Consider the following 14,653-nt stretch of genomic DNA (forward strand, 5'->3'; position numbering starts at 1 on the left):
GGAAGGATGTCACCACATTCCGATAACTAGAAATAAGGGATTGGAATGACAAGGTTTTGAACAGGCGGTTCAAAACTGGCGACATGGAAATCATGGAATGTTCTGTGTCATAACAGACAGGGAGCGTGTTAATGAGCATTATTATTGATCGACGTCTGAACGGGAAAAACAAAAGTACTGTCAATCGACAGCGCTTCCTGGACAGATACCGCAAGCACATTAAGAAAGCTGTTTCTGAAGCGGTCAACAAACGCTCCATTACTGATGTGGAATCAGGCAGCCAGGTCACCATTCCAACCAAAGATCTCTCAGAGCCGAGCTTCCAGCATGGTCAGGGTGGTCGCTACAAGCAGGTTCACCCAGGTAATAAAGAGTTTGTTTCTGGTGACAGAATCAAGCGCCCTTCCGGCGGTTCAGGTCAGGGATCAGGCCGCGGTAAAGCCGGGAATTCCGGTGAAGGTATGGATGAGTTCAGCTTCCAGATCAATCATGAAGAATTTCTTAATCACATGTTTGATGATCTGGAACTTCCTAACCTGGTTCGCAAGCAGCTTCAGGATGCTACCGAATTTAAAATGAAGCACGCTGGCTACACCAGTGAAGGCTCACCAGACCGATTGAATGTTGTCAGATCTTTAAAATCTGCACACGCTCGCCGCATTGCTCTGGGAGGTGGAGCCCGAAAAGAGGTGCGAATCCTGAAGCGCCAGCTTAGAGAGTTGGAAGTTAGCCCTGATGCTACTGATGCAGAACTGGTAGAAGAGCTGCGCGAGAGAATAAAAGAACTCAATGCCCGGCTGAAAAAGCTGCCTTTCATTGATGATTTTGATCTCAAGTACAACAATCTGATTAAAGTACCCAGCCCAAGCAATAAGGCCGTCATGTTTTGTGTTATGGACGTTTCCGGTTCCATGACACAGGAAATCAAGGACATGGCCAAACGCTTCTTCATCTTGCTTTATCTGTTTTTGCAACGGAATTACAAACAGATAGAAGTGGTCTTTATCCGTCACCACACTGCAGCAAAAGAAGTGGATGAAGATGACTTCTTCTACTCCAGAGAAACCGGTGGAACCATTGTCTCCAGCGCTCTGGAAATGACTCGTGACATTATCAATGAACGCTACAACCCCGTAGATTGGAATATCTATGTCGCTCAGGCTTCCGATGGCGATAACTGGGAAGGGGATTCCAGTGTCTGCTCCAAGATTCTGACTGAGCAGATCATGTCCAAGGTTCAATACTTTTCCTACGTCGAAATCACAGACCGTGCTCATCAGAACCTCTGGCGTGAATATGAAAGCATAGCGGAACAATTCGCCGACCAGTTTGCCATGCAGCAGATCAAGACACCGAATGATATCTACCCGGTGTTCCGTCGCCTGTTTGAGAAAAAGGAAACCGTATGAGCGAAGCATCAGCCACGAGTGAGAGAACGCCCATCTCAACCGGTTCAGAGTGGACCTTTGAACTCATTCAGGAATATGACAGCGAACTGGCAAGGCTTGCCGACAAATTCCGGCTGGACACTTACCCAAACCAGATAGAAGTGATCAGCGCTGAACAAATGATGGATGCCTACTCCTCTACAGGCATGCCATTAATGTACAGCCACTGGAGTTTTGGTAAACAGTTTCTGCATACGCAGCAGAATTATCAGCGTGGTCGTATGGGCCTTGCCTATGAAATTGTGATCAACTCCAATCCCTGTATTGCTTACCTCATGGAAGAAAACACCATGACCATGCAGGCATTGGTACTGGCTCACGCCAGTTATGGCCACAACTCTTTCTTTAAAGGTAACTATCTATTCCAGACCTGGACCGACGCCGAGTCCATCATTGATTATCTGATGTTTGCCAAGCGTTACGTGGCAGAATGTGAAGAAAAATACGGTGTCGAAGCAGTCGAAGATGTTCTGGACGCAGCGCATGCTCTGATGAATCAGGGTGTGAATCGCTACAAACGACCCAGACCTCTTTCTGCTGAGCAAGAAAAAGAGCGGCAGGAAGAACGGGCAGAGTACATACAGAGAACCCTGGACGACATCTGGAGCACCATTCCAAAAGCTGAAGAGAAAGAAGAGAAAAAAGTTCAGCGTTTTCCCAAAGACCCGGAAGAGAACATTCTCTACTTTCTGGAAAAGAATGCTCCCCTGCTGGAAACCTGGCAGCGTGAACTGCTTCGAATAGTAAGGAAAGTATCCCAATACTATTACCCTCAGCGTCAAACTCAGGTGATGAACGAAGGCTGGGCCTGCTTCTGGCACTATCATCTTCTGCATGAGCTTTATGAGGAAGGAAAAGTCACTGACGGCTTTATGCTGGAATTCCTGCACTCTCACTCAAGCGTAGTGTACCAACCTCCTTTTGACAGCCCGCACTACAGTGGCATCAATCCCTACACCCTGGGCTTCTGCATGTTCCAGGATATTCGCAGAATCTGTGAAGATCCTACCGACGAAGACAAACACTGGTTCCCTGACTTTGCCGGCAGTGACTGGCTGGAAACCGTGCACTTTGCCATGAAGAACTTCAAGGATGAAAGCTTCATTCTTCAGTTCCTGTCTCCTAAAGTAATGAGAGATCTCAGACTCTTCTCCATTATGGACGACGAATGTAAATCCTATCTGGAAGTCGATGCTATCCATAACAGCACTGGATACAAGGAAGTCAGGGAGTCATTGGCTGCGCAATACAACCTGGGGAACCGTGAGCCCAATATTCAGGTTTATGATGTTGATGTTCGCGGTGACCGGACGCTGACTCTGAGACACTACCAGCATCAGGGACGTCCTCTGGATAAAAATACAGAAGAACTCCTCAAGCATGTGCACAGACTCTGGCAGTTTGATGTCAAAATGGAATCCGTCACAGTGGATAATAAAGTCAGTCAGAGTTATCACTGCCCTGATAAAAAGGATTCCGGGAAATCGCATTAAGTCGCTTCGTAATCCTGTTTAAATGAATGACTCCTGTTGCACCGGCAACAGGAGCTCTCTCCTTACTTCATATACTCTCTGTCCGACACCTATCTCCTCAAGTAATGTTTCAGATATAAAAAGCTGGTAAGTTATTTCAAAACCAGAGTTTATTGAGACGATAAAATCATTAGTCTTTCACCATGCATAGTCGCTGTTTCATGGAGCCGTCATTCTGGCAAGCAATACACAGCCGTATGCGGGAAGGTGAGCGAGGAGTACCGGCAGAAAAAGCCATCCCAAAACCATAAGAAGCTGTACCCTGTGAAAAGCTGATGAGGTATAAACCATGTGGTATGAAGGATTGCTGTCTCCCTCTCCGTGGGAAACCATTCTGGCAACACTGATACTGACTCACATTACCATTCTTTCTGTCACCATTTACCTGCATCGGTTCAGCGCCCACAACGCACTGGAGCTTCATCCGGTATTGCAGCATCTGTTCCGTTTCTGGCTATGGCTCACAACCGGTATGCGCACACTTGAGTGGACTGCCATCCACCGCAAACATCATGCCTGCTGTGAAACGGAACATGACCCGCACAGTCCGGTTCGCAAGGGATTGCAAAAAGTACTTTGGCAAGGCGCGGAACTGTATCGTCAGGAAGCGGCCAATCAGGAAACCTTGCAGCGCTATGGACAGCGAACACCTGATGACTGGATTGAACGAAAACTATATACCCCTTATTCCAAAGCCGGCATTGTCTTGATGCTGGCTATTGACCTTATATTGTTTGGTGCCATTGGCATTACCGTCTGGGCGGTTCAAATGCTCTGGATTCCATTTTTTGCGGCCGGAGTGATTAATGGTCTGGGTCACCACAGTGGCTATCGAAACTTTGAATGTAAGGACGCTGCCCGCAATTTAATCCCTTTGGGTTTACTGATTGGTGGTGAGGAACTGCATAACAACCATCACACCTTTCCCAACTCTCCCAGGCTCTCGGTGAGAAAATGGGAGTTTGATATCGGCTGGCTTTGGATTCGTTTTTTCGACTATTTAAACCTGGCCAATGTCAGAAAAGTCAATCCGCTGGCCAAAATGGATATAGAAAAAAACCATAATGATTACGATACGGTGATGGCGATTATCAATAATCGCTTCCAGATTATGGTTCAATACAAAAAAATGGTCATTGGGCCAATGGTCAGAGATGAAAAGAGCAGGGCCTGCACCAAAACCCGAAAGCTATTTAACTCTGCCCGTAAATTTTTGGCTCGAGAACATAGCCTTCTCATTCCGGATCACCAGGAACGAATTGGTAAACTCCTTGACAGCAGCCATGTTTTAAAAACCATTTACGAGAAAAAAATGATCTTCAGGCTATATGGAATACGATTAAAGATAAAAATGAACGAATAGAAGCATTAATTAAATGGTGTCACGAAGCAGAGGAAAGTGGAATAAAAGCCCTTCAGGATTTCTCCCTATTATTGAAGAGCCATACACTACCAAAAGCATCGGCCATTTAATCTATTTTTATTAATTCAAATAGCCAAATACCAAAACAGATGTTTGACTCTTTAAAAATACGTTTTTTTTTGCAGCTAATTCAAATCATTAGCACAACTCAACCACTTCCCAACTGTTTATCTATTGTACAATCGTTCCTATCAAGTCAGGAATTGATATTAAATCTATTTAAATACTTCGTAAAACCACATGAAAGTCTTCCATCAATTTAAAGCTTCCTGTATAAATAGGCTCTTTCATAATTGAAAACCATCAATACCCCATCGATTTGGTCTGAATTGGGAGTTCCTGAATGAACGTTTTTGAAGAAATTCATCATCGCCTGAGTAGCAAAACTCGTATCCGCTCTCTGTTTAAAGATGTTCATGTTGAAGATCTTGAGCGTATTATCTCCAGAATACAGGATGTACTGCAGGAGAAAGTTGAAGCACGTAATAAAGTTGACGAAGAGCGTCAAGCCAAGCTGGAAAGCATTGAAGCTGTAAAACAAATTATGGCTGAGCGCGGTATTTCCATGGACGATCTGGACAATCTGGAAGTGGCTGCTCCAAAGCGTCGCAGAAATGTGCAGAAGTTCACTTTTGAATATCAAACTGAAGCCGGAGACACTGTTCAGTGGGACGGTTCTACGACGGGTCGTCTGCCACGTGACTTCCAGGCTTACCTGGATCGTACTGACAAAAAACGTCTGGACTGCGTGGTTGAAGAGTAAGTCGACCCTTTTTCAGGACTCCAGACTAATGTCTTTTCTACTGCTTCCTGATTACGAGGCAGTGGATCAAAATGCAGACATGACTCAACAGTGACAGTAAACAATTGCTGCATGACTGTTTGAATTATGTTTTACCATGAAAAGATAAAACATCTTTTTGGTGGTAAGTGCTTTAAGCAAAAAAGGAGCTACTGCTCCTTTTTTGCTTTTATGAAGAATGCTCCAGCTCCAGGCTCTTATCAGGAAAGTGGCAAACAAAGCGACTGCCTTTTCCAGGGTGGCTGCTAATACTGAGCTTGCCGCCGTGCCTCAGCATGACATGCTTGACGATAGCCAATCCCAGTCCAGTGCCTCCGGTATTCTGGCTGCGACTCTTATCGATCCGGTAGAACCTTTCTGTCAATCTGGGGATGTGCATGGGATCGATGCCCACGCCATTATCTTCCACCATCATGTGTCCACCTTCCCTGTCCTGCCACCAGCGAACATGAATCTTGCCGCCCAGCGGGGTATAACGCACAGCATTAAACACCAGGTTGGAAAAGGCACTGCGTAATTCACTGCTACTTCCAGACAGAGTGACTTTTTCAGAACAGTCCAGAGTAATTTGATGCTGATTTTCGCCACTGAGCGCACGTCCATCTTCAACAATACTGTTCAGCATCGATTTAACATGAATACCCTCTGGATCTGGCTGAGCTTCGGCAGACTCCAGCTTCGACAATAACAAGAGATCAGCCACCAGATTCTGCATTCTGAGTGATTGTTCTTGCATCCTGTTCAGGGCCTTTTCCCAAACAGGAGGCAAACCGGAATCCGGCCCCAGGCTGTCCAACATAGTTTCCAGATAACCCGAAACAACGGTAAGCGGTGTTCTCAACTCATGGGAAACATTGGCAACAAAATCTTTTCTCATCACTTCCAGCTGATTCAGGCGCGTTACATCCCTGACCGTCATCAACCGATTGCCTTTACCATACACCGTTATATTAAATTGCAGCTGGTGATCAGGATTAATAGGCGAGGGAATTTCCAGTGCTTTCTGATAGCCGCCCTGTTCAAAGTAATCAGCAAACCGGGGGTCACGCAGCAGGTTGGTAATCTGTTGTCCCTGATCGTCAGGCATTTTCAACCCCATGAGGGTTTCAGCGGCCGGGTTCCACCATTCCAGATTGCTCTGGTTATCAATCATCACCACACCGTCATTCAGTGCGGCGGTGGATTCCTGAATTCGCTCAATAACAACCGCCAGCTTTTGACGAGAACGGCTGTGCTGCTTTTGCAGACGATAAATGCCATCAAAGATTTCACCCCAGAACCCTTTACTCTCTGGAGGTTCCTTACTCTTGGCCTTGGGATCATTCAACCAGTCCAGAAGTTTGAACAGCTGACGAAAGCTCCAGACAAAATAGCCTCCCATCACTATGCAGAGGCCAAGAAAAGGCTCTCCAACAAACCAGCCAAGGGCAAACCCAACTACCATGTAAGCCAGCATTCGACTCAGCAAATGGGATTTTGAAATTGTTGTCATATTACTCCCGGCCAGATACTTGCTGACAACCTGCTAGAAGAGGGTAAATCTTCAAATGGCTATCTACAATTGTCTCAAAAGCAACATCGATCATGGATATCACTCCTGAGGGGCTGTCTCAATTCCAATAAACAATACGATCCTGATGAGACAATATTGTGAACTCACCAGGAGTTGTAGAACAGCCATAAACGAAGAAAAGTTTTTGTTGCATCATCCTCAACACTCAAAGATGACGTAGCCAAAAACCTTTCCTGGTAAAAACAGTTACATTCTTGTTGAGAAGCGGTAGCCAGTGCCACGCACAGTCTGCACAAAGCCTTCGTAATTATTACCCAGAGCTTTACGCAAGCGTCGGATGTGTACGTCAACGGTCCGTTCTTCAACATACACATTGCCACCCCAAACCTGATCAAGCAACTGCCCACGGGTATAAGCACGCTCCTGATGGGTTAGAAAGAACTGCAGCAAACGATACTCGGTAGGACCGATCTCGGCGGGAGAACCATCAATGGAGACTCGATGGCTGACAGGGTCCAGCTCAAGTCCTTTGATGACAATGGGAGATTGATTATCAAAACCACCCGCACGGCGAAGGACGGCTTTAAGACGGGCAGCTAATTCACGGGGAGAAAAAGGCTTGGTGATATAGTCATCCGCACCGGTTTCCAGTCCCTGGATCTTGTGATCTTCTTCGCCTTTGGCTGTGAGCATCACAATAGGAATTTCAGACGTCAGCTCATTACGCTTAAGGCGGCGAGCCAACTCTATGCCGGAGATGTCTGGTAACATCCAGTCCAGCAAAATCAGATCGGGCTTGTGATCTACGATCAGAGAGTGTGCTTCCTTAGCATCAGCTGCCTCAAGGCAGTCATACCCTGCCATCTCCAGAGCAACGGTCACCATTTCGCGAATTGGTGCTTCGTCATCTACGATCAGAATGGTCTTTCCTGGCATTGATCTCTACCTGTTATCTGTCGATTCGATTTCGGCGGTGACGTTCTGGCTTCTTTCTGGCTCAGCTCCCAATGGTTACCACAAGGTCATGTACTTGATTTAAATATCTTGAACCGCTCAGGGCTGTTTTCACTACTTTGATCAACCGCACTATACACGGGTCATTACACCCTTGAAATGTTACAGACAGATGACACTATCAAAGCACACATCACAATTTTACGATGTAAATGCAGCCATTTCAGACTCTGTAGCCACTTTTAGGGGTCGGAATGAGCTGCATTTCCGGCTCATGGTTGTTTGCGGTAAAACAGGACTCTTCAGGCCTTTTAAAACATGGATTACAGCTACATCAGAAGATGTAATCCAGAGCGTAAAGACAGGGTGCAATCATCAAATTATAAACGGGGATGAATAGAACAAAGTGTTTTTTTGCTCTCAGAACAGGCAGGTAAAAGTGGGATATGATGACTTCTTCCCATCATATCCCTTTGAAACATCAGAGATAGCTGACTAAAAGACCGGCAAAGATGATAGCGCCTGCCCAATGATTACTGAGGAAAGCCTTGAAGCAGGCTTCACGCTCCCGGTTGCTGGTTAACAACTGCTGATACACAAACAGAGCGGCAACGGCTATCAGAGCCAGATAGAACACTGCTCCAAGTTCCAGCTGATGACCCAGCATTGCCAGGGTGACCAGTGTCAACACCTGCAAACTGCCAACAATCAGATTATCCATTTCACCAAACAGAATGGCTGTAGACTTGATGCCCACCTTAAGATCGTCATCCCTGTCCACCATGGCGTATTGGGTATCGTAAGCCACAGTCCAGAATAGATTGGCCAGGAACATCAGCCAGGCAATCGTCGTTAACTCTCCACTTTCTGCAGCAAAGGCCATGGGTATCGACCAGCCAAAAGCAGCACCCAAAACCACCTGGGGCAAGTGAGTATGTCTTTTGGCAAAGGGGTAGGCTGACGCCAGCAACAAGCCTGCAAAAGAGAGCTTTATAGTCAGGGAGTTGGTGAATAGCACAAGAACAAAGGCTACAAACACCATTGAGACAAAGAAGATCAACGCTTCCTTTTCGGTTACCCGACCTGTTACCAGAGGGCGGGCCAAGGTTCGCTTAACATGACCATCCACATTCCGGTCTGCATAATCATTGATGACACAACCAGCACTGCGCATCAGAATGACGCCCACTGTAAAGATCACCAGATTAGCCAGGCTTGGCACACCTTCCGCCGCTACCCAAAGCGCCCACATGGCGGGCCAAAACAATAAATAAATGCCTATGGGTCGATCAAGTCGAGTCAATTGTAAGAAGTCTTTAAGACGGGGAAACCGTTGCAGCACAATCTCTGTGCCTGCCGATACCCCCATCGGATTCCTGAATTGCATCATAATTTTACTTTCATCAGTTCCAGAGTCCGGACTATCGGTTTGTTACCGCCCTGACGCTCAGCAGTATGCTGTTTGACTGAATCTTTCTTATCATCGCTTTGACAGATCCAATGAGAACAAGAATATTTTTTCCTGTACCTCATGACCTTAAATCGTAAATCACCCTGCCAGTTTATCAGGTTAAGGCGGGTTCTCAATCAGACTATTATAAGACTCACTGCGGAAAACGCTATATTTCGGGAGACTGCTACTTCAGTGGATACCCCTCTCTTCCACAAAAAAGCAGCGCATGCAGGTTAAACCTCAGGTTCCAGACAGCTTTCCTCATTTTTGCATAACGTTCCAGTTTGATCAGGTAAGTCCGGCAAAAAAATTTCACAAACAGAAATGGGTTTGTCGTGCAGATAAAAGAGAGAACGTCTTCCCCATGCTGTCTCGTCACAGTATTGATTCTCCAGATACGGATTGAACTTCTTTGCCGGTAACTCAGCTACTTCAAAAGGTCCACGACGCATACCCGGATGATTAAACAAAAACTCACCCAACGGTTTGCTACCTAACTGGAGAAGCTCTCTATTGGAGCCAATCAAACTGCTGTGTGGTAATACACTCCGGGCAAAAACACGGGGGCTCCCCCCACAGATCAACAAAACCTCCCTGATACTGGCCATCTTGCTGCAGCTTCTAGCAGGGAAAGGATTTTCATTTCCCTCTGACACCAGAGTATTTTTTCCCAGCTCACGGCTCTTCATCGGTTCAGGACTCTTAATCAGTTCACGACTGTTAAGAAATTTCTGTTCCGAGTAGGTGGGCATGAAGGTTCCATGGCGAATAACCCGAACACTGAAGTCGTCGTTAAACGCTAACTTCAGACGTTGGGTCAGGGAACCGCTATCCAGCAGCCAATCTCGCCATGGTTCTGGTATTTGCTGTTTCAGATATCGTCTGGGTTTCCAGGACAGGCCTGCAAAATCTATAAAAGGCACCCTTACTCCTGTTTCACAAACCAAAGTGTCGAGAGTTATTATAAAGACAGATAATTCATCCCTCACCATGGCAAACAATGACATGATAGCCAATTCATCTTTAAAAGCTTCTCAATGCCTCATGGTGTTCAGAATGAATTGAGAAGCGCTCTTGAACTTTGGTCGCTATTATTGGCCAATTTTTTGTTCTTGAGAATGACTTTTTAATCTGAAAAACAACCTTAGGCGCTATTTTTTTCTCCAGAACGGCTCTGCTGCAATAATTCCTCATGTATGCACAATGCCAGATTCTTTTCTATGCTTCCTGCCAGTGGTATAAATCATCCCCAAAGGATGATCAAAAACAATAAATCAGGATCCGTACATGGCTGTAGTCAAACGTATGCCCCAAAAAACCGGTCGCATCAGGACCGAACGTGTTCGGCTGATTCTGAAAGCAGCCGAGCAGGAATTTGCCCAGCATGGATACCGTGGAGCAACTGTTCAGCGAATCGCTGACCTTGCTAACCTTCCCAAACCCAATGTGCTGTATTACTTCAGCAACAAACAGGAAATATACGACAAAGTTCTTAATAACATCCTGAATCTCTGGGATGACAAGCTGAATGAATTCCTCCCGGAAGACGATCCGGCTCAATCACTGGAGCGATACATTCGCTCAAAAGTTGAAGTTTCACGAAAGTACCCGATTGCCAGTCGGATATTTGCCAGCGAAATCATTCACGGTGGAGAACAGCTTTCTCCAACTATGAAGGCCTCAACCCAGCAATGGGTTCAGAACAAGGTAGACATATTCCAGCACTGGATTGACGAAGGCAAAATGACTCAGACTGACCCTTTGCATCTGATCTTTATGATCTGGGGCTCTACTCAGCATTATGCAGACTATGAAAAACAGATCTGTTTTGTCATGAAAAAGAAAAAACTGCCCGCCTCCGTCTATGAAAAAGCGGCAGACACCATCTGCGACGTTGTACTCAGAGGTTGTGGCTTGAAAGCTTGAAGGCTTCCTAACACTATTGCTAAAAACACAAGGAGCTTTCAATCTCTCTGAGCAAACGAAAGCATACCTCTGCCTTCTTTTTTCTGGCATTATTGTACCACTCATCAAAACAGTACCTACAAAAAGTCATAAGAACCGTCGTTGAACAAGGAGTCAGTTCATGGGAAAGCCTGCCGCCCGCCTCGGAGACATGCACCTCTGCCCCAAAGTTGAGCCCGGCCCCGTCCCTCATGTAGGTGGTCCTGTGGTTCAGGGCTCTTCAGATGTTTTAATCGGCAGTATGCCCGCAGCCAGAGTCGGCGATATGGCGACTTGCATTGGCCCACCTGACAAAGCTTCCGCCGGGTCCGCCACCGTGTTGATTAATGGTAAGGCCGCAGCCCGTATGGGCGATAGCTGTGGTCATGGCGGAACCATTATCATAGGTTGCCCGACCGTTTTGATAGGCGACGGTGGAGGATCAGGTGGTGGCGGTGGAACAGCGGTCGCTGCTTCTCAGGGAGGTGATAAAAGCCACCTCCCTCCTGAACCTGAAACTCTGGAAGCCTGCGAAAAACGACTGATACAGGCTGAAGAGAAGCTGGTCGAGTGTCGACAATCAGGCCAGCCCATTGACGAGTCGCCTTATTCTAATGCCGATAAAGAACGTATTGCCCAGGAAGGTTCTGCTGAACGTTTTGTAGCCCGTGTCGTCGAAACCCAGTTCGCAAAAGATGAGTGGGCTCTGGGTCCTATGCGTACCGAAGAAACCACCAGTTACTGGACAGCCCCCTTCACCCAGGTGCAACATAATGACCACGATGCCGAACTGCATATGAACGGCATTGGCGTGCCCTACGACCCGGAAGCCTCCTACTCCCTGATGATTATTGACACTCACAAAGCCGATGAAATCTGTGATGTCCAGACCATCATTCCTACCACCGAACGGATCAGCCAGATGGCACTGACCGAGCTTTCAGATGAGTTCAAAGGCAAAGAGATATTAATAGAACCGGCTATGTCACAGGATTACAGTGTCTTTTATGAACACGTGATCAATACAGCCAATGAGCAGGGGGCTGATGTCAGCGATCCTGACAAGCTTTCAGATTTTGCAATTGAACTGGGCTATGACGAAGATCAAGCTGATTTTCTGGAAGTTCGGCATGAAATAGCCAGTGCTACCGGTGCCAATGAACAATTTCTGGGCAACGGCCTGGCCAATAACCAGCTGGCAGGCAATCCGGAAACACCTTTTGGCACCGTACGACACGGTTATCACTACGGCCCTAATGAGACAGTCACCCTTGAAAAAAATCCCAGGACCCAGAAAGAACTCAAAGAGGCGGGTATTCTGAAAATCTACCCTCTCAAACACTCTGTAGGCAAACCGGTATGAAACAATTTCCAGAGATCGACCCCTTAACTGTAGATCTAGATCCGACACTGGTGGAAACACTGGTGGACGATCGTGACTCTCATAAAACCTGGCTTGTTCTGGTAAACAGCACTCATGTGATTATTGCCAATAAAACCTGGTACGAACGCCGTAACAAATGGCTCAAAAATCAGATTGAATTCCCCAAGCGTGGTCTTCAGTGGTATTTGGATACACTCAGGGACAAATTTTTTAAAACTGAAGCAGAAGGCGGCCTGCCTAAGGGAACCTTCAATACCAAAGCAGTAGTTGATGGTGAAGAACTGAAGATTCGCAGGGCATTTAATGCCGATGGCAAGGGCGGAGGAGGATATGCTTTCGTCACACTTGATCGGGAGAAGAAAAATGGGTTTGCGAAAAAATACATCTTTACCGATAAGCTTTTATTTGACCACGGACTGATCCAGATGTTTCAAAGAGTCGCTGACCGTATTGCCCGTGGTGAGCTTTAGGCCGTTTTCTCCATGAAAATCATTTTATCCCCACCAGGGATAAAATGATTTGCTTCCATCGCTTTCGTGCCATCCCTGTCGGAAAAACCAGGTTTCCAAACTTCGACTTTCAAATCGTCCGCGCTTCAAGCTCCAAAGAAAACGAATTTAAGAGCAAACAAAACAGCCAGTATCCAGACACTGATGCTGACATCACTGGAACGACCCGCCAGCACTTTTATCACTGGATAGGCAATAAAGCCCAGGGCGATACCATTAGCAATAGAAAAGCTCAGCGGCATCATGATTGTGGTGATCAAGACTGGTCCCGCTTCTGTCAGATCATTCCAATCGATATTCGCCAGACTGCCTACCATCAGAACCGCAACATAGATAAGCGCACCCGCAGTTGCATAAGTGGGCACCATTCCGGCAAGTGGCGAGAAGAAAGTACAAAGCAGGAACAGCAAGCCAATGGTCACAGCCGTTAAACCTGTACGTCCACCGGCAGCTACACCCGATGCACTTTCTACATAAGACGTGACGGTCGGAGTTCCCATCAAAGCGCCCGCCCAGGAAGCAGTGCCATCAGTGACCATGGCGCGATTCATGTTGTGCATTTTGCCATTCTTGTCAGCCAGACCGGCCTTGTCGCCCACTGCAATCAAGGTACCTGTGGTATCAAACAAATTCACAAACATGAAAGCAATGATCACACCCAGCATATCCGGTGTCAGGGAGCCCATGATGTCCAGCTCACCGACAATAGGCATTACACTGGGAGGGGCAGAAGCCACACCAGTGAAGACAACATCACCGGCTAACAAGGCAATGGCCGTTACAACCGCAATGGCAATCAGAACTGCAGCCTTAAGACCCCGGAAAGCAAGACCCAGAATAAGGAACAGGCTAAGGCTGGCCATCATGGGGCCAAACTGAGTAATGTCACCCAGCGTCACAATAGTACCGGGACTGGCCACCACAATACCGGCATTTTTCAGACCAATTAATGCCAGGAAAAGGCCAATACCACTGGTGATTCCCACCCTGAGTCCTACAGGAATACTGTCAACTATCCACCCACGCACTTTGAACAGGCTGAGCAACATAAATCCTATGCCGCCCCAGAAAACAGCCCCCATGGCCTGTTCCCAGCTGTACCCCATACCCAGAACAACCGCATAGGCAAAGAATGCGTTCAACCCCATACCGGGTGCCAGACCCACTGGCCAGTTAGCAAAAAGCCCAATAGCAATGGTACTTAAACCTGCAACCAGACAAGTCGCGGTAAACAGAGCGCCTTTATCCATACCGGCGTCACCCAACATACCCGGTATCACAAACACCACGTAACACATGGTAATGAAGGTGGTAAAGCCAGCCATCACTTCAGTTTTCACTGTCGTGTTTTTAGCTCTTAATTTGAAAAGACGGTCGAGCAATGATTCGCTCTTATCCCCATCGACCGAGGGGGACATTTCGGCGTTATCCATTCTAAGCTCCCTATTTCATTGTTCTTATTATTGGCGTCCTGGCTGTATTTGCATGGCGATGTTGAAAATATTTTCAACGGGAATGCTATTCAGTAATCCATCCCAGATTCAGCAAACCTTCATCACACTAACACTTCCATTGCACAAATACAGTGCATACTAAAAACCTGCGCACCAGATTAATTCAATTCTGATCCGTCAGAGTGGTTTCGTATCCAGTTTATGCAAATATCTGACCAACTGGTCAATACCGATACT

Annotated in this window: 11 protein-coding genes and 1 pseudogene; 7 read left to right on the forward strand and 5 right to left on the reverse strand. The window is 46.7% G+C overall.

Going from position 1 to position 14,653, the window contains the following annotated elements; all coding sequences use genetic code 11:
• The first annotated feature begins 131 nt into the window (after nt 1-131).
• From WG89_RS08430 to WG89_RS08445, 4 genes and pseudogenes are all read left to right on the forward strand, one after another.
• Nucleotides 132-1,409 (forward strand): YeaH/YhbH family protein, encoded by a 1,278-nt coding sequence (locus WG89_RS08430; RefSeq protein WP_062264189.1) that lies wholly within the window; start codon nt 132-134, stop codon nt 1,407-1,409.
• On the forward strand, nt 1,406-2,941 hold the full coding sequence (locus WG89_RS08435) for a SpoVR family protein (RefSeq protein ID WP_062264192.1): 1,536 nt from the start codon (nt 1,406-1,408) through the stop codon (nt 2,939-2,941). The genes WG89_RS08430 and WG89_RS08435 overlap by 4 nt, the downstream gene beginning before the upstream one ends.
• 328 nt (nt 2,942-3,269) lie before the next feature.
• Nucleotides 3,270-4,453: pseudogene (locus WG89_RS08440) on the forward strand (DesA family fatty acid desaturase).
• A 293-nt stretch (nt 4,454-4,746) separates the two neighbouring features.
• Nucleotides 4,747-5,166 carry an H-NS histone family protein gene (locus WG89_RS08445; protein WP_062264195.1) on the forward strand — a complete coding sequence of 140 codons (420 nt, stop codon included), beginning with the start codon at nt 4,747-4,749 and terminating at the stop codon, nt 5,164-5,166.
• A gap of 208 nt (nt 5,167-5,374) precedes the next feature.
• Here the strand turns inward: WG89_RS08445 and phoR are convergent, their stop codons facing one another.
• The 4 genes from phoR to WG89_RS08465 form a co-directional block, all read right to left on the reverse strand.
• Complete coding sequence (gene phoR / locus WG89_RS08450; RefSeq protein WP_062264198.1) at nt 5,375-6,697, reverse strand: phosphate regulon sensor histidine kinase PhoR; 1,323 nt, start codon at nt 6,695-6,697, stop codon at nt 5,375-5,377.
• A gap of 267 nt (nt 6,698-6,964) precedes the next feature.
• Nucleotides 6,965-7,654, reverse strand: coding sequence for a phosphate regulon transcriptional regulator PhoB (gene phoB, locus WG89_RS08455; RefSeq protein WP_062264201.1), 690 nt, complete (start codon nt 7,652-7,654; stop codon nt 6,965-6,967).
• A 499-nt stretch (nt 7,655-8,153) separates the two neighbouring features.
• Nucleotides 8,154-9,041 carry a 4-hydroxybenzoate octaprenyltransferase gene (ubiA, locus tag WG89_RS08460; protein ID WP_062264204.1) on the reverse strand — a complete coding sequence of 296 codons (888 nt, stop codon included), beginning with the start codon at nt 9,039-9,041 and terminating at the stop codon, nt 8,154-8,156.
• A 317-nt stretch (nt 9,042-9,358) separates the two neighbouring features.
• Nucleotides 9,359-10,048, reverse strand: coding sequence for a chorismate--pyruvate lyase family protein (locus WG89_RS08465; protein ID WP_062264206.1), 690 nt, complete (start codon nt 10,046-10,048; stop codon nt 9,359-9,361).
• Nucleotides 10,049-10,412: 364 nt separating this feature from the next.
• Between WG89_RS08465 and WG89_RS08470 the strand changes: the two genes are divergently transcribed.
• The 3 genes from WG89_RS08470 (at nt 10,413) to WG89_RS08480 (ending at nt 12,923) form a co-directional block, all read left to right on the forward strand.
• Nucleotides 10,413-11,051, forward strand: coding sequence for a TetR/AcrR family transcriptional regulator (locus WG89_RS08470; RefSeq protein WP_062264209.1), 639 nt, complete (start codon nt 10,413-10,415; stop codon nt 11,049-11,051).
• 160 nt (nt 11,052-11,211) lie between these two features.
• A complete protein-coding gene (locus WG89_RS29225) occupies nt 11,212-12,432 on the forward strand; it encodes a PAAR domain-containing protein (RefSeq protein ID WP_079253730.1) in 1,221 nt (406 codons plus the stop codon).
• The gene (locus WG89_RS08480) at nt 12,429-12,923 is read left to right on the forward strand and encodes a hypothetical protein (protein ID WP_062264212.1); all 495 of its coding nucleotides are present in this window, start codon (nt 12,429-12,431) and stop codon (nt 12,921-12,923) included. Before WG89_RS29225 ends, WG89_RS08480 begins: the two co-directional genes overlap by 4 nt.
• A 125-nt stretch (nt 12,924-13,048) precedes the next feature.
• Here WG89_RS08480 and WG89_RS08485 read toward each other — a convergent pair whose 3' ends face one another.
• The gene (locus WG89_RS08485; RefSeq protein WP_153301486.1) at nt 13,049-14,395 is read right to left on the reverse strand and encodes an NCS2 family permease; all 1,347 of its coding nucleotides are present in this window, start codon (nt 14,393-14,395) and stop codon (nt 13,049-13,051) included.
• Between the last annotated feature and the right edge of the window lie 258 nt (nt 14,396-14,653).

The sequence above is a fragment of the Endozoicomonas arenosclerae genome, assembly GCF_001562015.1.
In the GTDB taxonomy this organism is placed as follows: domain Bacteria; phylum Pseudomonadota; class Gammaproteobacteria; order Pseudomonadales; family Endozoicomonadaceae; genus Endozoicomonas_A; species Endozoicomonas_A arenosclerae.

Excerpts from the sequence above, each read along its gene's own strand:
- WG89_RS08445 (WP_062264195.1), top strand. The coding sequence starts at position 4,747 with ATGAACGTTTTTGAAGAAATTCATCATCGCCTGAGTAGCAAAACTCGT.
- WG89_RS08485 (WP_153301486.1), bottom strand. The coding sequence starts at position 14,395 with ATGGATAACGCCGAAATGTCCCCCTCGGTCGATGGGGATAAGAGCGAA.
- ubiA (WP_062264204.1), bottom strand. The coding sequence starts at position 9,041 with ATGGGGGTATCGGCAGGCACAGAGATTGTGCTGCAACGGTTTCCCCGT.
- phoR (WP_062264198.1), bottom strand. The coding sequence starts at position 6,697 with ATGACAACAATTTCAAAATCCCATTTGCTGAGTCGAATGCTGGCTTAC.
- WG89_RS08470 (WP_062264209.1), top strand. The coding sequence starts at position 10,413 with ATGGCTGTAGTCAAACGTATGCCCCAAAAAACCGGTCGCATCAGGACC.
- phoB (WP_062264201.1), bottom strand. The coding sequence starts at position 7,654 with ATGCCAGGAAAGACCATTCTGATCGTAGATGACGAAGCACCAATTCGC.
- WG89_RS08480 (WP_062264212.1), top strand. The coding sequence starts at position 12,429 with ATGAAACAATTTCCAGAGATCGACCCCTTAACTGTAGATCTAGATCCG.
- WG89_RS08430 (WP_062264189.1), top strand. The coding sequence starts at position 132 with ATGAGCATTATTATTGATCGACGTCTGAACGGGAAAAACAAAAGTACT.
- WG89_RS29225 (WP_079253730.1), top strand. The coding sequence starts at position 11,212 with ATGGGAAAGCCTGCCGCCCGCCTCGGAGACATGCACCTCTGCCCCAAA.
- WG89_RS08435 (WP_062264192.1), top strand. The coding sequence starts at position 1,406 with ATGAGCGAAGCATCAGCCACGAGTGAGAGAACGCCCATCTCAACCGGT.